The sequence below is a fragment of the Enterobacter cloacae complex sp. 370H10 genome, assembly GCF_050031535.1.
Taxonomy (GTDB): Bacteria; Pseudomonadota; Gammaproteobacteria; order Enterobacterales; family Enterobacteriaceae; genus Enterobacter; species Enterobacter intestinihominis.
Map to the genome: position 1 here is coordinate 2,258,640 of NZ_JBLGWG010000001.1, position 17,776 is coordinate 2,276,415.

Here is a 17,776-nt window from a genome sequence, read left to right on the forward strand (position 1 = left end):
ACGGATCATTCCCATATTTGATGCTAATGTTAAATAGATAGATTTATTAACAGGAGGAATGATATGAAAAAAGCACTATTAGGGAGTGTATTGGCTTTAACAGTTGCAAGCTTTGGCGCATCTGCGGCAGATATGATTTCCAAAGATGAAGCGCACCACTTCAAACTTGAATACCTGGGCAATGTATCTGTAGGGGCTTCAGGTGGACAAATTTCTTCACCTTCAGATCTTCATCAAAAACTCTCGAAACTGGCAGATGAGAAGGGCGGGAAATACTATGTCATCATCGCTGCTCGAGAGCATGGCCCTAACTTCCAGGCCGTAGCAGAAGTCTTCAAATAATCTTTCCGAATAACGCAGAAACCCGCTCATGGCGGGTTTTTTGCTTATAGAGAGCAAAAAAAATGCCCCTGGTGCGGGGCGAGTTTGAGTCAAATCTTTTCTTATGTTTATGTGCTCTAAGGCGTTGGCACAATAACAGCTTATTCAAATAATGCAATCTAAATGCATATTTAAATGCAATGGCCCCATCTGCTGCTCATCTCAAGGTGAAGGCAGCATACGTAACGCAGATAGTCTACGCTTTACATAGGGTTATGGTTAAAACCAGTTAGATACTGGAAACAGTAAACGGCCGCAAGAGGTAAATATGAAAGTTGACGCAATGACGCAAAAGGCAGAGGAAGAAATTTCAGCGCTTATAGCCAAAAAAATTGCAGAATTACGAAAAAAAACAGGGCAGGAAGTATCTGAAATTGAGTTTATCGCTCGTGAGGCCATGACAGGTCTGGAGGGGTATGAAGTAAAAATCAAACTCCTGTAAGCGTTTCTTCCTGAAATGGTCGCTCAATTCTTGCCGCAAAAGAGAACCGGGCGTGGTGCCCGGTTGTTTTATGGATAATCAACGTCTTTATGAGCGAATAAACGTCAGGATATCGGCGTTTATGGTATCTGCATGCGTGGTATGCATCCCATGCGGGAAACCTGGATAGATTTTTAGCTCGCTGTTTGCGAGCAGCTTATCCTGAAGAAGGGAGGCATTTTTATACGGGACGACCTGATCGTCATCACCCTGCAACACCAGGACGGGAACCGTGATGGCTTTGAGATCGTCCGTCTGGTCGGTTTCTGAAAATGCCTTAATGCCATCATAGTGGGCTTTGGCGCTACCGATCATACCCTGACGCCACCAGTTCTGGATTGTTCCCTGCGAAACCTCTGCTCCGTCTCGGTTAAATCCATAGAAAGGACCGCTGGCGACGTCGAGGTAAAACTGGGCGCGGTTAGCGGCCAGCGCCTGGCGGAAGCCGTCGAACACTTCAATGGGCGTACCGCCGGGGTTCGTGTCTGATTTTACCATCAGCGGAGGAACGGCGCTGACCAGTACCGCTTTGGCCACCCGCCCCTGAGGCTGGCCGTACTTCGCAACGTATCTGGCGACCTGGCCTCCGCCGGTGGAGTGGCCGACGTGCACGGCATTACGCAAATCAAGGCTTTCGACCACGGCTGATGCGTCGGAGGCATAATGATCCATATCATGACCTTCACTCACCTGATCGGAACGACCATGACCACGACGGTCGAGGGCGATGACGCGGAAGCCTTCTGCAAGGAAAAAGAGCATCTGGTTATCCCAGTCATCGGCGCTCAGCGGCCAGCCGTGATGGAAAACGATCGGCTGCGCATCCTTCGGACCCCAGTCTTTGTAATAAATACTGACACCATCTTTCGTTGTTACGAATGCCATATTTCAGACTCCTCTGCTAATGGCAACATGTGTGAAGGCTAAGTAAATAGCCCAGCATTTAGGGACGTAATAAAACTGACTTATATTAATCTTATTACTGATATATCCGCTTAAAGTGTAGAAGGGTTCCTGAAAACAGTTATAGATTAATTTTGTATGGTCATTATTTATTTTTAAACGAAATATCCCCTAAACCAGCCGGGGCACTGTGTTATTTTTCTCGCGTGGTGAATCCCCCTGTGCGGAGGGGCTAAACAGCACGTGTAGCTTAGGCAATCAGTAGCGGGTCAAGGTGGCTGACCAACGACTCACCGGGAGGCACCCGGCACCACACATACGTTAAAGCTTGTATCTCGCTAAATTTATTAGGGATGGTGTATGAAGTTGGGCTTTTTGGCTGGAGCAGTGCTGGCAACCTGGTTGTCTTTAACCTACCCGACGCAAATGAGAGCTGTTTTTGAACAACTGGTTACGATAGTGCAGCAAATCACGCAGCCTTCAGCAGAGCCTCATTCTGATATGGTCACACCGGAACAGTCATATCCTTGATTGTTATATTTACGATGAACGTTAGCCATCTTAATAGTTAACCTGTGCTTATTTTTCTGATGGGCTTATTATTGGCCGGGCAGAGGTTACCGCCACCCGGCCTGACGGTCTTAAACGATCGCGTTAGGGCACGCTTCGCCCTTTTCAAGCTGCTGTAAATTCCCCAGCGTGGTTTCCGAAATACTGATCAGCGCTTCGGCGGTCAGAAACGCCTGGTGGCCGGTGAACAACACGTTGTGGCAGGCCGACAGGCGACGGAACACGTCGTCCTGAATCACGTCGTTAGATTTATCTTCAAAGAACAGATCGCGTTCGTTCTCATACACGTCCATACCCAACGCGCCGATTTTTTGCGTTTTCAACGCTTCGATAGCGGCCTGAGAGTCGATCAGTCCGCCGCGGCTGGTATTGATGATCATCACGCCGTCTTTCATCTGGTCGAACGCCGACTGGTTAAGCAGGTGATAGTTTTCAGGAGTCAGCGGGCAGTGCAGGGAGATAACATCAGACTGCGAGAAGAGCGTTTTCAGATCGACATACTCCACGCCCAGCTCCAGCGCAGCGGCGCTTGGGTACGGATCAAACGCCAGCAGGCGCATGCCAAATCCTTTCAGGATGCGTAGGGCGGCCACACCAATTTTGCCGGTACCGATCACGCCTGCGGTTTTACCGTACATAGTAAAGCCGGTCAGCCCTTCCAGAGAGAAGTTGGCATCACGGGTACGCTGATAGGCACGGTGAATACGACGGTTGAGCGACATCATCATCCCGACCGCATGTTCTGCCACGGCTTCCGGAGAATAGGCCGGAACGCGAACAACCTTCAGACCCAGCTCTTTGGCGGCATCGAGATCGACGTTGTTAAAGCCCGCGCAGCGCAGGGCAATGTATTTCACGCCCTGTTTTTTCAACTCTTCCAGTACCGGTCGGCTACCGTCATCGTTAACGAAGATACACACGCCTTCGCAGCCGTGGGCGGTTTTAGCCGTCTTTTCAGTCAGCAGAAAGTCGAAAAATTCAAGATCGAAACCGTACGTCTCGTTAACATGTTGCAGATACTTTTTGTCGTACTGCTTTGTGCTATATACCGCGAGTTTCATAAGACTTTCTCCAGTGATTTTGGAACCACGTTAGCATGTTTAAAATTATCTTACAATTTTTCAAAATTCATTGAAATCAATAAGTTCTATGAATTATTGTAGAGCATCTACTCTTAAAAATGGCATTACCTTCAACTGACTGGCTAAACATGCGACAATGAGCGGCAAGATCGGCTTATTTATTTCGCAAAATCAGGATATTAACTGCCCATGAAGGGTAAATACAAAGCCGCAATCGCGCTATTACTGCTGCTATTTCTTGTGCCGCTGACGCTGCTGATGACGCTCGCCCAGTGGGTGCCCACGCTCGCCGGGATCTGGCTTCCCGTTGGAACACGCATCGCGTTTGAAAAAAGCCCTCGGCTCACGCGCCACGCCCTGATCATCCCCGATCTCCGTTATCTGGTAGAAGAGTGCGAAATTGCCCGCGTGGAAAACGTGACCCTGTCACACCCCAGCCGCTGGGATCTGGATATTGGCGCACTTGAACTTAACTCTGTCTGCCTGAGCAAATTACCGCAATCGGCGCCGTCTACGGTGGCGCCGAAAACGCTGGCGCAGTGGCAGGCCATCCTGCCCAACACCTGGCTGACCATCCACCGTTTTACCCTTTCTCCCTGGCAGCAGTGGGAGGGTGAGCTACATGCCTCACTCACGCCAGCCCGCCAGGACATCACCTATAAAGGCGAGCAGGTGAGCATTAAGGGGCAGTTGCGCGGCCAGACGCTCTCCATCAGCCAGTTCGATGTGCAGCTGCCGGACCAGTCGCAGCCCGTGAAGCTGGTCGGTGAATTTACCCTGCCGCTGGTGCCGGACGGCGTACCGGTGAAAGGGCATACGGTCGCGACCTTTAACGTGCCACAGTTATCCTCGCTGGTCGATGCCGATCTGGACTGGGAGGATAATCAGGGCCAGCTGGTGGTTATGGCGCGGGACAACCCCGATCCGCTGCTCGATTTACCGTGGCAGATCACCGCTCAGCAGTTGACCATCAGCGACGGGCGCTGGAACTGGTCAGCCTCCGGTATGCCGATGAGCGGTCGCATCGGCCTGAAGGTGAATAACTGGCAGCAGGGGCTGGAGAAAGCCACCTTCACGGGGCGGCTCAACGTGCTGACCCAGGGGGACGCGGGTAAGGGCAACGCGGTGCTGAATATCGGTCCCGGCTCGCTCAGTATGGAAAACAGCGCTATGCCGCTGCACCTGAGCGGGGAAGCCAAGCAAAACGATCTGATCCTGTATGCCAGACTCCCGGCGAAGCTGACCGGCAGCCTTTACGATCCGCAGCTTACGTTTGAACCCGGCGCACTATTGCGCTCGCGCGGACGCATCATTGACTCGCTGGATATCGATGAGATCCGCTGGCCGCTGGCGGGCGTGAAGCTCACGCAAAAGGGCGTGGACGGCCGCCTGCAAGCCATTCTGCGGGCGCATGAAAACGAGATGGGCAATTTTGAGCTGCATCTGGACGGCCAGGCTAACGACTTTTTACCGGACAACGGTTTGTGGCAGTGGCGCTATTGGGGTAAAGGGAACTTCACGCCGATGAACGCGCGCTGGGATGTCCGGGGAACCGGGGAGTGGCGCGACAACGTTATCGAACTGACCGATCTTTCCACGGGGTTCGACAAATTGCAGTACGGCACGATGCTGGTCAGCAAACCGCGCCTGGTGCTGGATCACCCGGTGCGCTGGTCGCGGGACCCGGATAACCCCTCCTTTAGCGGTGCGCTCGCGCTCAATGCCGGGCAAACAAGCTTTTCAGGCGGAAGCGTGCTGCCGCCGTCCGTTTTGACCTTCAGCGTTGACGGGACAGACCCGACGGTGTTCCAGTTTAAAGGGAACCTTCATGCGGATGACATCGGCCCGGTCCAGGTGAATGGACGCTGGGACGGCGAACGCCTCCGCGGTCAGGCCTGGTGGCCAAAACAGTCTCTTACAGTGTTCCAGCCGCTGATCCCGCCAGACTGGAAAATGACCCTGCGCGGCGGCGAAATGTACGCGCAGGTGGCTTTCTCAGCGGCCCCCGACCAGGGGTTTGAGGCCGGGGGGCACGGGGTGCTGAAAGCGGGCAGCGCGTGGATGCCGGATAACGAAATCAACGGCGTTGATTTTGTTCTGCCGTTCCGCTTAAGCCAGGGCACCTGGTCACTGGGCACGCGCGGACCGGTAACGTTACGAATCGACGAGGTGAAAAACCTGGTCACAGCCCGAAATATCACCGCGGATCTTCAGGGCGATTATCCCTGGACCGAAGCGAACCCGCTCCTGCTCACCAACGTGAAGGTGGAAGCACTCGGCGGGAAAATCACCATGCAGCAGTTGAGAATGCCGCAGCACGATCCGGCTTTACTGCGCGTGGATAATATTTCCTCCAGCGAACTGATAAGCGCGGTAAATCCGAAGCAGTTTGCCATGTCCGGCCCGGTGAGCGGCGCGCTGCCGTTCTGGCTGGACAATGAGAAATGGATCATTAAAGATGGCTGGCTGACCAACCCGGGGCCGATGACGCTGCGCATCGACCAGGACACGGCGGATGCCATTGTGAAAGACAACGTGGTTGCCGGGGCGGCGATCAACTGGCTCCGCTATATGGAAATTTCTCAGTCGTGGACAAAACTCAATGTGGATAATCTGGGTGTGTTAACCATGCAGGCGGCCATTAAAGGCACCAGCCGCGTCGAGGGCAAAAGCAGCTTCGTTAACCTGAATTACACCCATGAAGAGAACATTTTTACCCTCTGGCGCAGCCTGCGCTTTGGGGACAATCTGCAAACATGGTTTGAGCAACATGCGGCGATACCCCTTCTCCGCGGTTCGACAGGCAAGGAAAGTGAGGAACAACAATGAAAAAGAGGGCTGGTGTACTCACCGTGGCCGTCGTCGCGCTGCTGTCAGGCTGCACGCCGCGCATTGAAGTGGCGGCGCCCAAAGAGCCGATCACCATCAACATGAACGTGAAAATCGAGCATGAAATCCATATCAAGGTGGATAAAGACGTTGAAGCCCTGCTGAAATCCCGCAGCGATCTGTTCTGAGGATGCCATGAAACGATTAGCTCTGATGTTACTGGCGCTGGGGATGAACGTTCACGCCGCCACGCTTACGCTCAACGATGCGCGCATCCAGGGGCGCGTAGGGGAAACCCTGAGCGGCTATCTTGCGCCCGTTCAGCACGACGCTGAAACCCTGGCGCTGGTGAACCGTATCAACGCCGCACGCACGGAAAGTTACCAGCAGCTTGCTGACAGCAATAATTTGCCCGTCGACGAGGTGGCGAAAATGGCGGGGCAAAAGCTGGTGGCCCGCGCGCAGCCGGGTGAGTACGTGAAGGGGATTAACGGCAAATGGCTGAAAAAGTAACTAGCGGTAACGCTTACGGTATTCGCCCGGCGAAACCCCGAAACGCTGCTTAAAGGCGGTGGAAAAATGGCTATGGTCGGTAAAGCCCCAGCTGTAGCCAATGCCCGCCAGCTTTTCGTCATCGCCGATGGAACGCAGCGCCTGAGCGCATAAATCGAGGCGACGGTTCTTAATATACTGCGCCACCACCAGCCCTTTCCCGGCAAACATGCGGTACAAGCTACGCACGGACATGCCGCTCTCTGAGGCTATCCACTCCGGTCTTAACGCCTCCGACTGAATATGATCGTCAATCAGGGACAGAACGTGGCGGAACTGACGCTCCTTGCGCGGCAGCACCTCGTCATGCTGCTGGAAGGCCGGACGCAGCAGACACACCATCGCCTCCAGCGCCGCTTCGCTTTCACTGGCGCTGAGATCGGCATTGCCCATGCTCTCCTGTAATAGTCGATAGCTCAGCTGTACGGTAGGCAGACTGCGGGAGAGGGGCAACGCGCACCTCACTTCCTGAAAACGCGCGTGTTGCTCAATGATTTGTCGCGGGAGCAGCAGCGAAATCTGGCGGGAACGCTCCTGCCAGTAAATGGAGCACGGGCGGGAGGCGTCAATCAGCGTGATATCCCCGGCTTTCAGCAGCGCGCGCTGGTCGTCCTGTTCGATTCCGGCGCTGCCTTCCAGCTGAAACACGGTGTAGAACCAGGCGTCGTTGCCGTTTTTGATCTCCTGACGGGTGCGAAACAGGTTAACGCCTGCGGCGGTCACCGTGCTCAGCTTCAGACTTTGGGTATAGCTGGTTTCCAGTTCGCCGAGAAACGCCCCCTCTAACGGACGTGCCGCAAAGCGCCCACAAACCTGGTTAATTTGCGCCAGCCACTGCTGAAAATTGTCCTGTTCGCTTGCACATGCCATTGATGTTCTCGCTGCACCGTCACTGTTTTCGCATTGTTGCATTTATGTTGCATATTGTCAGGGCTACGAGGCTGACTATAGGAAAGAACACTCAACGGTTACAGCGATATAAGCGGGAATTATCACGATTTGCGGAGCCTGTCACAGCTGGCAAAGCGAATGTCACACAGACAAAAGCAGGAATGCGAATCCCCTCTTAGACTGCATACACACCCTGCGAAGCATAACGAAGGAGTATCCTATGTCCGAATCACACGTCGCCGTCCTGCCTGGCGTGCAGCAGTTTTTAGATCGCCAGCACGGCCTGTGGATCGAAGGGCGTCAGGCGGCATCCGATAGCGAAAAGCGTCTGAACGTCTACAACCCGGCGACCGGAGAGGTCATTGCCTCAACCGCCGATGCCAGCGTTGATGATGTCGATCGTGCGGTGATGTCTGGCTGGCGCGCCTTTGTCGCCCGAAGCTGGGCCGGGCGGCTTCCGGCCGAGCGGGAACGCATCCTGCTGCGGTTTGCGGATCTGGTGGAACAGCATGGCGAAGAACTGGCACAGCTCGAAACCCTGGAGCAGGGGAAATCGATTAACATTTCCCGCGCCTTCGAGGTGGGCTGCACCCTGAACTGGATGCGCTACACGGCAGGGCTGACCACCAAAATTGCCGGTAAAACCCTCGATCTCTCGATTCCACTGCCGCAGGGCGCGCGTTATCAGGCGTGGACGCGTAAAGAGCCGGTTGGGGTCGTGGCGGGGATTGTGCCATGGAACTTCCCGCTGATGATTGGCATGTGGAAAGTGATGCCCGCGCTGGCGGCAGGTTGCTCCATCGTGATCAAACCCTCGGAAACCACGCCGCTCACACTTTTACGGGTGGCGGAACTGGCGGGCGAGGCGGGGATCCCGGATGGCGTATTTAACGTGGTGACCGGCAGTGGCGCCGTCTGTGGCGCGGCACTGACCTCGCACCCGCGCATTGCCAAAGTGAGCTTTACCGGATCGACGGCGACGGGCAAGCAGATTGCCCGCGCGGCGGCGGATACGCTAACGGGCGTGACGCTGGAACTGGGCGGCAAAAACCCGGCCATCGTGCTGAAAGATGCCGATCCGGCGTGGGTGATTGAAGGGCTGATGACCGGCAGCTTCCTGAATCAGGGGCAGGTCTGCGCGGCCAGTTCACGTATATATATTGAAGCTCCGCTTTTCGACACGCTGGTCAGCGGCTTTGAACAGGCCGTGAAATCCCTGAGCGTCGGGCCGGGCATGTCGCCGGATGCGTTTATCAACCCGCTGGTGTCGCGCGCCCACTGCGATAAGGTCCAGGCGTTTCTGGATGAGGCGAAGGCGCACAATGCGGAGCTGATCGCCGGGAACCGGGGGCCAGACGGCAAAGGCTATTACGTTTCGCCAACGCTGGTGGTCAACCCGGATAATCATCTGCGACTGACGCGTGAAGAGGTCTTCGGGCCGGTGGTGAATCTGGTCCGTGTAGCTGACGGGGAAGAGGCGCTTCAGCTGGCGAACGACACTGAATACGGCTTAACGGCCAGCGTCTGGACGCAGAACATCAGTAAAGCGCTGGAGTACACCGACAGGCTACAGGCCGGAACCGTGTGGGTGAACAGCCACACGCTGATAGATGCCAACCTGCCGTTCGGCGGCATGAAGCAGTCTGGCACCGGGCGCGATTTCGGCCCCGACTGGCTGGATGGCTGGTGTGAAACCAAGTCGGTGTGTGTGCGGTATTAAAAAAACGCCGGGTGGCGGCTACGCCTTACCCGGCCTACGGGATCGAGGAAAAAGGTTGGTTTTGTAGGCAGGGTAAGCGCAGCGCCACCCGGCGTAACTTACAGCGACCACCGATTCCGCCCGGCCTCCTTCGCCCTGTACAGCGCCGCATCGGCGCGGGCGATGATTTCCGCCCCGACTGGCTGGACGGCTGGTGTGAAACCAAGTCGGTGTGTGTGCGGTATTAAAAAAACGCCGGGTGGCGGCTACGCCTTACCCGGCCTACGGGATCGAGGAAAAAAGTTGGTTTTGTAGGCCGGGTAAGCGCAGCGCCACCCGGCGTAACTTACAGCGACCACCGATTCCGCCCGGCCTCCTTCGCCCTGTACAGCGCCGCATCGGCGCGGGCAATGATTTCCGCCCCGACTGGCTGGACGGCTGGTGCGAAACCAAGTCGGTGTGTGTGCGGTATTAAAAAAACGCCGGGTGGCGGCTACGCCTTACCCGGCCTACGGGAGCAAGGAAAAGGTTGGTTTTGTAGGCCGGGTAAGCGCAGCGCCACCCGGCGTAACTTACAGCGACCACCTATCCCGCCCGGACTCCTTCGCCCGATACAACGCCGCATCGGCGCGGGCGATGATTTCCGGGCCGGCCAGTCCTGGGGTATAGCCTGCAATGCCCATACTCACCGTCACACATTCACTCACCTTCGACGCGCTGTGCGCAATGGCTGCGGTGCGCAGGCCAGCCTGGATCCGCGCGGCGACTTTCTCAGCAACGCTTTCTTCACAGTCAAAGAGGATCACGACGAACTCCTCACCACCGTAGCGCGAAACCACATCCTCTGGCGTGCGCACCGAGGTGTTCAGCACCTCCGCGACCCGCGCGAGACACGCGTCCCCCGCCTGGTGACCATAGGTGTCGTTATACAGTTTGAAGTAGTCGACATCCAGCATCAGTACCGTGAAGCGTTTGCCTTGCTCCACCGCGTTTTCCAGCACCAGCTCCATCGCCCGGCGGTTGGCCGTTTTCGTCAGCGGATCCTGATGGGCCAGCGCATCCAGCCGCGAAATTAAACGCTGATTCTGCTGGTTGCGACGCCAGGCCTCTTCAAACCAGCTTAAGAGGATGTAGCGTCCGCAAACGAGAATGAACGTGAACACCACCCACAGCCCGGCAAAGCGAAGGTTCATCTCCTGATTCAGCAGCATGCTGGCAACGGGCATGGTGATCCACAGCGGCGCGATAAAGCACACCAGTCCCACCGGATGAAAATAGAGCGCGGTCATACCGGCCATCAGCAGGGTAACGAATATCGGCCAGGGATGAGGAAGCTGTATCACGTTGATAAACCAGTAACAACTTATCGACCATAGCAGGCTACACATTAACAGCACGGCGCTGACGCCGCGGATGTGGCGCCAGGCCATTATTACCAGCGCCACGGAAAGGATGACTACCCCCAGCATGGAAGCGTCAATCATCTGTGTGAGAGGTGGGCTGACGTGTAAGAGGGTATCAATTTGGCCGAACAGGGAATTGCGCAGCAGGATCATTAGCGCAAAGCTCGCGTTGACGAAGGCGAGCCACGGCAGGTTCATGGCCAGCCCGTGAACAACCATGGCGTTACGGGTCGGCCAGGTCGCGGGCTCCGGAGTGGCGTTGTGTCTTTTTTCCATGAGAGAGAATGTCCCTGTGGCGGGCGGAAAGACCGCCCGCGAGTGCATGCCTTTACGGGGTCACAATGTTAAACCAGAATTCAAATTTATCCATGTAACCGAGCATGGCATCGAGTTTTGCGGCATCGCCCGTCACTTTGATATCGCCATTATCCTGAGCCTGTTTAAGCGTCACTTCTTTCAGGATGATTTTATTCAGCGTATCGCGGTTGAGGGTCACGGTCGCGTCAGCATCCTTCGCTTCGGCGTTCGCCGTGTGGTTCAGCACGCCATTTTCCAGCTCCAGCTTGTATTTGCCGCCGTCGCTGCCGAGGTCGATGTTAAACACCGATTTTGCATCCGCTGCTTTTTCACCGTTGATATGCACCGCCAGATAGTCAAAGAACATTTCTGGCGTCATTGCGCGCACGGTATCCGGGCTGGCGGTATTCGGGGTGGGACCTTTCACCACGCCGTTACGCAACTCCTGCGCGCCGGTCAGGTAGAAGTTACGCCATGGGCCGGATTCAGCCTGATAACCCAACTGCTCCAGGGCATCCGCTTCAAGGTTACGTGCGGCCTGGTTGTTTGGATCGGCGAACACCACTTTGCTGACCACCTGAGCCACCCAGCGATAGTTGCCCTGGTCAAAATCGGTTTTAGCTTTACTCAGGATGGCATCCGCGCCTCCCATATACTCCACAAATTTCTTCGCGGCTTCTTCAGGCGGCAGTTCATCCAGGGTCGCGGGGTTGCCGTCAAACCAGCCTAAATAGAGCACGTAGGTGGCTTTGACGTCATGGCTGACTGAACCGTAATAGCCTCGGTTGGCCCAGGTATTGGCCAGGGAGTTCGGCAGCTTGAAGTTGGCGGCGATCTCGTCACGCGTCAGCCCTTCATTCGCCATGCGCAGGGTCTGGTCGTTGATGTAGCGGTAGAGGTCGCGCTGGCTTTTCAGCAGGTTAACCACATTCTCGTTGCCCCAGGTCGGCCAGTGGTGCTGCGCCATGATAACTTCGGCCTTATCACCCCAGCGTACAATTGCCTGGTTGATGTATTTCGACCATGGCAGCGGTTCACGAATTTTCGCACCGCGCAGGGAGTAGGTGTTGTGAAGGGTATGGGTGACATCTTCCGCAGACTCGATCAGCTTTTTCTCTTCGATATACCAGAGCATCTCAGAAGGCGCTTCGGAGCCCGGCGCGAGCATAAAATCATAGGTCAGGCCATCGATCACCTCTTTCTGACCATCTTTCTCGATGATATTGGTCGGGGCAATCAGGGTCACCGTCCCGGCGGAGGTGGTGGTGCCGAGCCCCGCACCCACCTGGCCTTTCGCATCCGGCTTCAGCAGGTTGCCGTACATATAGCTGGCGCGGCGGCTCATGACATTACCCGCCATGATATTTTCCGCGACGGCGGCCTCCATAAATCCGGCTGGCGCGTAGACTTTAACCTTGCCGGACTTCACGTCGGCTTCGTCCACCACGCCGCGCACGCCGCCATAGTGGTCAACGTGGCTGTGGGTGTAAATAACAGCGACGACAGGTTTCTTGCCGCGATTTTTATAGTAAAGATCCATCCCGACTTTGGCCGTCTCCGCCGACACCAGCGGGTCGACCACGGTAATGCCTTCTTTACCTTCAATAATGGTCATGTTTGACAGGTCGAGGTTACGGATCTGGTACACGCCCTCGGTGACTTCAAACAGGCCGCTGATGTTAATCAGCTGGGACTGACGCCATAAGCTCGGGTTAACCGAATCGGGCGCTTTATCGCCTTCCTTGATAAAGGCGTACTGCTGTGGATCCCAGACGGTGTTGCCTTGCTCCCCTTTGATAATTTCCTGAGGTAGCGGGGCGATAAACCCTTTGTGGGCATTGGTAAAATCGGTGTTATCGGAGAAAGGAAGCTGGTTGAAGAGTGCGTTGTTGGCCTGCTGAGTTGCTGCGGTTGCATCCTTAGGGGCTTCTGCGGCCCAGGCTGAACTGGCGGAAATGAAAAAACCGGCCAGCGCAAGGCTTCTTGCTATCTCATTGACTTTCATCCTAAAACCTCTCGGTTATGTATAGCGTTGTTCATGGACACTTCGATATCTACAAAATGTTTCAGATGTTGCAAAAGCATTAAGCGAAGTAACATTAACTATAATCGGGGAGTGGTATTCAGCAAGAAAGGGAATGAAAAACCGGGCATCGTGCCCGGTCAACGTGTTATTTCTGCTCTTTTTTCTTGCCGAGCGTTGGCGTCTCGTCAAAGAAGTTCCACGGCTTGAGTAACGTGTGCACCCATTCCGTCGGCATTATCGGCCACTCCTCGGCGCGGGCGACATGGGTGGTGCCGGTGGTCATCCAGATGACGTTATCCTGGTCGTTCAGCGACTCGTTATCTTTGCTGTACTGGCCGAGGCCCGTATCGTGCGTGGAACGGTTCGGGTATTTTCCCTCCGGGTACATCTCGTCGGGATGGTAACGCGTCACCCACAGCTGTTTATCCATAAAGCTCAGGCGGTGATATATCCACTCGTCCGGGGCAAACTTCGCGCCCGTCGCCACCGGGTGTGTGCCCCCCGCGTAAGGGATGATCTGATACGAGACCGGGTTGCCCATGCGGTTCTCTTTGCTGGTGTTGCTCAACAGACGGATGGTGCCCGGATCAAACTTCTGCGCCGCCTGCTGTTCGGTATCAATATCATACTGATTAACCTGCATGGTGCTGGTGCGCGGTCCGCCAGCGGTGTTCGGTTTGACGTCCGGATCCATGGCCACCAGCTTGTTGTTGATGCCGTCCACGTCCATATCCAGACGGAAGTTGTAGATGTGCTGGTGGGTGGTGCCGACAATATTATGGTCGATCAGCGTACCGTATCGGGTGTCATCCTTCGCGGTGGCATCATGCATGGTTTTCGTCTGCACGCCTTTCACCGCTTCAATGCCCGTGGCCCCTGCATCAATGCCGATGGTGCCGTTTTCGTGGAATACCCAGTCGAAGATATAATCGTAGTTACCCACGGTGCTGACCCAGCGCACCACCAGCTCGCGGCGCTCGGTGCTGACGTTGGGTTTACCTAACTCCTGATGCTTATACTCCGGCCCGGCGTAACGCTCGAAAATGGCGATCGCCCGGGGGATCTCCATTGGCGCACCGGTATAGTCCGGGATGGTTTCGTTGAGCATCACGGCGTTAGACGGAACATCCTTGCCGCGCACCAGCGGGGAGGTCAGGGTACCCATGCCGTAATCACCGGAGTCCAGGTAGGCCTTAAAGTACCAGCCGATATCTGGGTCGCCGTACGGCACAATCATGCCCCCGAGCGATCCCTGATACATCACCTGTCGCTTTTTGCCGTTGTCGTTATAGGTCACGGTGGAGATCATCGGGCCGACGCGCGAGTCCAGGCTCAGATGAAAATCCCAGTTCTGCCAGTGCACCATATCCCCGGTAATGGTGTAGTTCTTGCCTTCCGGCTCGATAATCTCCAGCGGTTTTTTCACCGTTTCAACGCGGTCACGGCCATCATAAGGACGCGGGGTGAGCGGCACCGGCACGACCGGGCCCTCCTCAATCTTCTGGATTTTCTTCTGCTCGAGATCCACCACCGCAACCAGGTTTTCGATCGGGTGCGCCCAGTAGTTACCGTCGCCCACGTCGAGATAGCTGATCACTTTCAGCAGGCGTTCTTCCTGTTTCAGCCCATCCTTGCCGTCAAAAAAGCCGACGGTAAGCGGGGTGGTGATCACTTTCTTCGGATCGGTAATGCCGCGCTTTTTCAGCACGGCGGCAAACTCCGGGCTTTCATTGATGATCTGCTGCACGGTATTGAAGTCATCCAGCAGCACCATGCCGTGCGCGTCTTTGATCGGCTCCCAGCGGAGGATCTTTTTGTCCTTCAGATCCACCCGGCTTTCGATGATGTGTTTACCATCAAGCATGATGATATTGGCCTGGCGGGGCGCATCCACCGCCGTGCCGTTAAGCACGAAGTCCCAGACTTTGGCTTTTTCTGGCTCCGCCAGCGCAATCTGGGTAAAGCGGGTATTGGGTTTAAAATCCGCAGAGGCTTTCACAATGGCTACGGCCTGGTTGATTTCATCAGCCGTCAGCGCGTTTAACGGATGGGGGCGTTTTTCAACCTGGAATGTCTGATCAAGACCGGACTGAAAGACATCGTTGATAAAAGTCTCCGGGATATAGGCCTTATTGTTCTTCATCACCACGGGCACCTGGAGAGTCAGCGGTTTGCCGTTAACGATGGCGGTGTTGGCGCCGGGTTTGACCTTCACAAAGGCACCGTCTTTAACGATGGTGAACATCTGGGCGTAATCATCCCACTGCACGTCCGCGCCAAACGCCTGAAGCGTTTTATCCATCGGGACCATATGCGCCTCGCTGCCGTGAGCGTAAACAGGGGATTGCCAGGCGCAACAGAGCGCAACGGCCATGGCCAGTGCCGTTCTACGGGCAAAAAAAGAAGAATTGCTTCCCATCGCAGACCTCATCTTGTTGTGTTTATTGTGTTGTGTCAGCCTTATCCTGACAGGCGCGCGCGAAAAGCGTTTGCCTGCATCTGCCAGGTTGTTTGTCAGTCTTGCCAGGTTAAAAAAAGACCGGGGGATATCACACCCCGGTCAGGTAGTTGTAGGCCGGGTAAGCGGAGCGACACCCGGCATGAAAGAGGTGCGTCAGAAGTCACCCTGCTGGCGCGCCACCAGCGTCAGGATGGAGTAAAGCGCCACGGCCTGCTGATGCTGGTTGAAGATCTCCACCGCCCATTCCACCACGCCCGTCGGTTTTTCCTCGGCAGTGCGCTGTTTCTTCAGCGTTTTACGTTTACAGGTCAGGCGCACCTGAATGGTATCGCCCGGCTTGACCGGCTCGATAAAGCGCAGGTTTTCCATGCCGTAGTTGGCAATGACCGGCCCAACCCCGGCATCGACAAACAGCCCCGCCGCGGCGGAAATCAGGAAATAACCGTGTACCACGCGCTCGCCAAAAATCGACTCCGCCGCGCCAATTTTGTCCATATGGGCATAGAAATGATCCCCGCTCAGGCAGGCAAAATTCACGATATCCGCTTCCGTCAGGGTACGACGCGGGGTCAGCAGGCTGTCGCCCGGCTGTAACTCCTCGAAGTATTTACGGAACGGATGAACGCGATCTTCCAGCACCTCCGCGCCACGGACCCACTGTTTGCCGATGGCGGCGAGCATGGAAGGGCTGCCCTGAATTGCCGTGCGCTGGAGATAGTGCTTCACCGCACGCAGGCCGCCCAGCTCCTCGCCGCCGCCCGCACGTCCCGGACCGCCGTGCACCAGCTGCGGCAGCGGTGAACCGTGGCCGGTGGATTCTTTCGAAGATTCCTGGTTGAGGATCTGAATGCGTCCGTGGGCGCGCGCGGCACCGGCAATAAATTGCCGCGCCACGTTTGAATCTGCCGTGACCAGCGTTCCCGCCAGGCTGCCGCCGCCCGCCCGCGCCAGCTGCATGGCGTGTTCACTGTTGCGGCAGGGCATCAGGGTGGCGACGGGGCCAAAGGCTTCGGTGGCGTGAACGGCCGGAGTTTCGTCCGGCTGCGGGCAGAACAGCAGGGTGGGCGGGAAGAATGCGCCAGCCGCCTGCATATCGGCTTTACCACCCAGACGGATCTGGCAGCCCGAGGCAAGCAGATGATCGACTTTTTCCTGCACGTCAGCACGTTGCTCACTGTTGACGAGAGCCCCTATCTTCACCCCTTCCTGGGCCGGATCGCCGACGACCACGTTCTCCAGCCGCGCAATCAGCGCCTGGCTGACGGCTTCAACCTGCGCTTCCGGCACGATGATGCGGCGGATGGCGGTACATTTTTGCCCGGCTTTGGCGGTCATCTCGCGCACCACTTCGCGAATAAACAGCGCAAACTCCGGCTGGTCCGGCGTCACGTCCTCACCCAGCACGCAGCAGTTAAGGGAATCTGCTTCCATGGTAAACGGAATGGAATGCGCGACGATATTCGGATGTACGCGCAGGCTCTGCCCGGTGCTGGCCGACCCGGTAAACGTCACCACGTCCTGGCTGTCGAGCTGGTTCAGCAGATCGCCCGCGCCACCACAGATCAGGCTGATGGCGCCGTCCGGCACCAGTCCGCTCTCGACGATCGCTTTCACCATCGCCTGAGTCACCTGCGCGGTGGCGGTGGCGGGCTTGATGATGGCGGGCATCCCGGCAAGCCAGGTGGGTGCGAGCTTTTCCAGCATCCCCCAGCACGGGAAGTTGAACGCGTTGATATGCACCGCCACGCCGGATTTCGACGTTAACACGTGACGTGCCGCAAAGCCGCCTTCCTTCGACAGCGGGATCAGCTCATCCTCCGGCCACAGGGTATCGTCCGGCAGCTCACGGCTGCCGAGGCTTGCGTAGGTGAAGAGGGTGCCGATACCGCCTTCAATATCTACCCAGCTGTCGGCCTTCGTCGCGCCGGTCTGGGCTGACAGGGCATAAAACCGATCCTTCTGGCTCAGAAGATGTTTGGCTACCGCCTTCAGCATGGCGGCGCGCTCGATAAAGCTCATTGCGCGGAGCGCTTCTCCGCCGTGTTCAATGGCGTAACGGCGCGCGGCCGCCATATCCAGCCCTTCGCTGGTGACTTCAAATAGCGTTTCCCCGCTGATGGCGTGGGTGATGGTGCGCTCGCGGCCCCGGCCTGATTGCCAGGTGCCGGACAAGAAGCTGGCTAACTGCTGCATTTCTTCTC

At 56.3% G+C, this 17,776-nt stretch carries 13 protein-coding genes and 2 pseudogenes; 8 read left to right on the plus strand and 7 right to left on the minus strand.

The genetic code is table 11. The annotated features are described in order from the left end of the window. Positions 1 to 63: 63 nt before the first annotated feature. Together ACQG2Q_RS11285 and ACQG2Q_RS11290 are read left to right on the plus strand one after the other, a co-directional pair. Positions 64 to 342 carry a DUF1471 domain-containing protein gene (locus tag ACQG2Q_RS11285; protein ID WP_003857380.1) on the plus strand — a complete coding sequence of 93 codons (279 nt, stop codon included), beginning with the start codon at positions 64 to 66 and terminating at the stop codon, positions 340 to 342. Between the two features lie 307 nt (positions 343 to 649). Further along, complete coding sequence (locus ACQG2Q_RS11290) at positions 650 to 823, plus strand: GnsA/GnsB family addiction module toxin (RefSeq protein WP_022648006.1); 174 nt, start codon at positions 650 to 652, stop codon at positions 821 to 823. A gap of 87 nt (positions 824 to 910) precedes the next feature. On the opposite strand, the gene ACQG2Q_RS11295 is transcribed toward ACQG2Q_RS11290, so the two are convergent. Then, on the minus strand, positions 911 to 1,747 hold the full coding sequence (locus ACQG2Q_RS11295; RefSeq protein WP_022648007.1) for an alpha/beta fold hydrolase: 837 nt from the start codon (positions 1,745 to 1,747) through the stop codon (positions 911 to 913). Positions 1,748 to 2,406: 659 nt separating this feature from the next. Beyond that, positions 2,407 to 3,396: a 2-hydroxyacid dehydrogenase gene (locus ACQG2Q_RS11300; protein ID WP_022648008.1), complete on the minus strand. Its 990-nt coding sequence runs from the start codon at positions 3,394 to 3,396 to the stop codon at positions 2,407 to 2,409. Between the two features lie 210 nt (positions 3,397 to 3,606). Here ACQG2Q_RS11300 and ACQG2Q_RS11305 point away from each other — a divergent pair, with 210 nt between their 5' ends. The 3 genes from ACQG2Q_RS11305 to ACQG2Q_RS11315 are packed head-to-tail and all read left to right on the plus strand — an operon-like array spanning position 3,607 to position 6,759. After that, entirely contained in the window at positions 3,607 to 6,246 is a 2,640-nt protein-coding gene (locus ACQG2Q_RS11305) for a YdbH family protein (protein WP_063849246.1), read from the plus strand. After that, positions 6,243 to 6,434 carry a YnbE family lipoprotein gene (locus ACQG2Q_RS11310; protein WP_003857369.1) on the plus strand — a complete coding sequence of 64 codons (192 nt, stop codon included), beginning with the start codon at positions 6,243 to 6,245 and terminating at the stop codon, positions 6,432 to 6,434. The genes ACQG2Q_RS11305 and ACQG2Q_RS11310 overlap by 4 nt, the downstream gene beginning before the upstream one ends. A 7-nt stretch (positions 6,435 to 6,441) precedes the next feature. Continuing rightward, positions 6,442 to 6,759, plus strand: a complete 318-nt coding sequence (locus ACQG2Q_RS11315; protein WP_063849245.1) for a YdbL family protein — start codon at positions 6,442 to 6,444, stop codon at positions 6,757 to 6,759. On the opposite strand, the gene feaR is transcribed toward ACQG2Q_RS11315, so the two are convergent. Continuing rightward, a complete protein-coding gene (feaR, locus tag ACQG2Q_RS11320) occupies positions 6,760 to 7,668 on the minus strand; it encodes a transcriptional regulator FeaR (RefSeq protein ID WP_023300024.1) in 909 nt (302 codons plus the stop codon). It abuts the gene before it with no gap. A gap of 241 nt (positions 7,669 to 7,909) precedes the next feature. Between feaR and ACQG2Q_RS11325 the strand changes: the two genes are divergently transcribed. The 3 genes and pseudogenes from ACQG2Q_RS11325 to ACQG2Q_RS11335 form a co-directional block, all read left to right on the plus strand. Further along, positions 7,910 to 9,409 carry an aldehyde dehydrogenase family protein gene (locus tag ACQG2Q_RS11325; protein ID WP_063849244.1) on the plus strand — a complete coding sequence of 500 codons (1,500 nt, stop codon included), beginning with the start codon at positions 7,910 to 7,912 and terminating at the stop codon, positions 9,407 to 9,409. Positions 9,410 to 9,561: 152 nt separating this feature from the next. Next, positions 9,562 to 9,636: pseudogene (locus tag ACQG2Q_RS11330) on the plus strand (hypothetical protein); the annotation flags it as partial. Between the two features lie 152 nt (positions 9,637 to 9,788). Next, positions 9,789 to 9,863: pseudogene (locus tag ACQG2Q_RS11335) on the plus strand (hypothetical protein); the annotation flags it as partial. A gap of 97 nt (positions 9,864 to 9,960) precedes the next feature. On the opposite strand, the gene ACQG2Q_RS11340 reads toward ACQG2Q_RS11335, so the two are convergent. From ACQG2Q_RS11340 to paaZ, 4 genes are all read right to left on the minus strand, one after another. Beyond that, positions 9,961 to 11,067: a GGDEF domain-containing protein gene (locus tag ACQG2Q_RS11340; RefSeq protein ID WP_045309013.1), complete on the minus strand. Its 1,107-nt coding sequence runs from the start codon at positions 11,065 to 11,067 to the stop codon at positions 9,961 to 9,963. Positions 11,068 to 11,119: 52 nt separating this feature from the next. Beyond that, positions 11,120 to 13,093, minus strand: coding sequence for an alkyl/aryl-sulfatase (locus ACQG2Q_RS11345; protein WP_048966596.1), 1,974 nt, complete (start codon positions 13,091 to 13,093; stop codon positions 11,120 to 11,122). A 166-nt stretch (positions 13,094 to 13,259) separates the two neighbouring features. Further along, positions 13,260 to 15,533 (minus strand): primary-amine oxidase, encoded by a 2,274-nt coding sequence (gene tynA / locus ACQG2Q_RS11350; protein WP_063849243.1) that lies wholly within the window; start codon positions 15,531 to 15,533, stop codon positions 13,260 to 13,262. Positions 15,534 to 15,728: 195 nt separating this feature from the next. Then, positions 15,729 to 17,768, minus strand: a complete 2,040-nt coding sequence (gene paaZ / locus ACQG2Q_RS11355) for a phenylacetic acid degradation bifunctional protein PaaZ (RefSeq protein ID WP_426759162.1) — start codon at positions 17,766 to 17,768, stop codon at positions 15,729 to 15,731. Between the last annotated feature and the right edge of the window lie 8 nt (positions 17,769 to 17,776).

Coding starts and splice junctions, on each gene's coding strand:
- ACQG2Q_RS11285 (WP_003857380.1), top strand. CDS start 64: ATGAAAAAAGCACTATTAGGGAGTGTATTGGCTTTAACAGTTGCAAGC.
- ACQG2Q_RS11290 (WP_022648006.1), top strand. CDS start 650: ATGAAAGTTGACGCAATGACGCAAAAGGCAGAGGAAGAAATTTCAGCG.
- ACQG2Q_RS11295 (WP_022648007.1), bottom strand. CDS start 1,747: ATGGCATTCGTAACAACGAAAGATGGTGTCAGTATTTATTACAAAGAC.
- ACQG2Q_RS11300 (WP_022648008.1), bottom strand. CDS start 3,396: ATGAAACTCGCGGTATATAGCACAAAGCAGTACGACAAAAAGTATCTG.
- ACQG2Q_RS11305 (WP_063849246.1), top strand. CDS start 3,607: ATGAAGGGTAAATACAAAGCCGCAATCGCGCTATTACTGCTGCTATTT.
- ACQG2Q_RS11310 (WP_003857369.1), top strand. CDS start 6,243: ATGAAAAAGAGGGCTGGTGTACTCACCGTGGCCGTCGTCGCGCTGCTG.
- ACQG2Q_RS11315 (WP_063849245.1), top strand. CDS start 6,442: ATGAAACGATTAGCTCTGATGTTACTGGCGCTGGGGATGAACGTTCAC.
- feaR (WP_023300024.1), bottom strand. CDS start 7,668: ATGGCATGTGCAAGCGAACAGGACAATTTTCAGCAGTGGCTGGCGCAA.
- ACQG2Q_RS11325 (WP_063849244.1), top strand. CDS start 7,910: ATGTCCGAATCACACGTCGCCGTCCTGCCTGGCGTGCAGCAGTTTTTA.
- ACQG2Q_RS11340 (WP_045309013.1), bottom strand. CDS start 11,067: ATGGAAAAAAGACACAACGCCACTCCGGAGCCCGCGACCTGGCCGACC.
- ACQG2Q_RS11345 (WP_048966596.1), bottom strand. CDS start 13,093: ATGAAAGTCAATGAGATAGCAAGAAGCCTTGCGCTGGCCGGTTTTTTC.
- tynA (WP_063849243.1), bottom strand. CDS start 15,533: ATGGGAAGCAATTCTTCTTTTTTTGCCCGTAGAACGGCACTGGCCATG.
- paaZ (WP_426759162.1), bottom strand. CDS start 17,768: ATGCAGCAGTTAGCCAGCTTCTTGTCCGGCACCTGGCAATCAGGCCGG.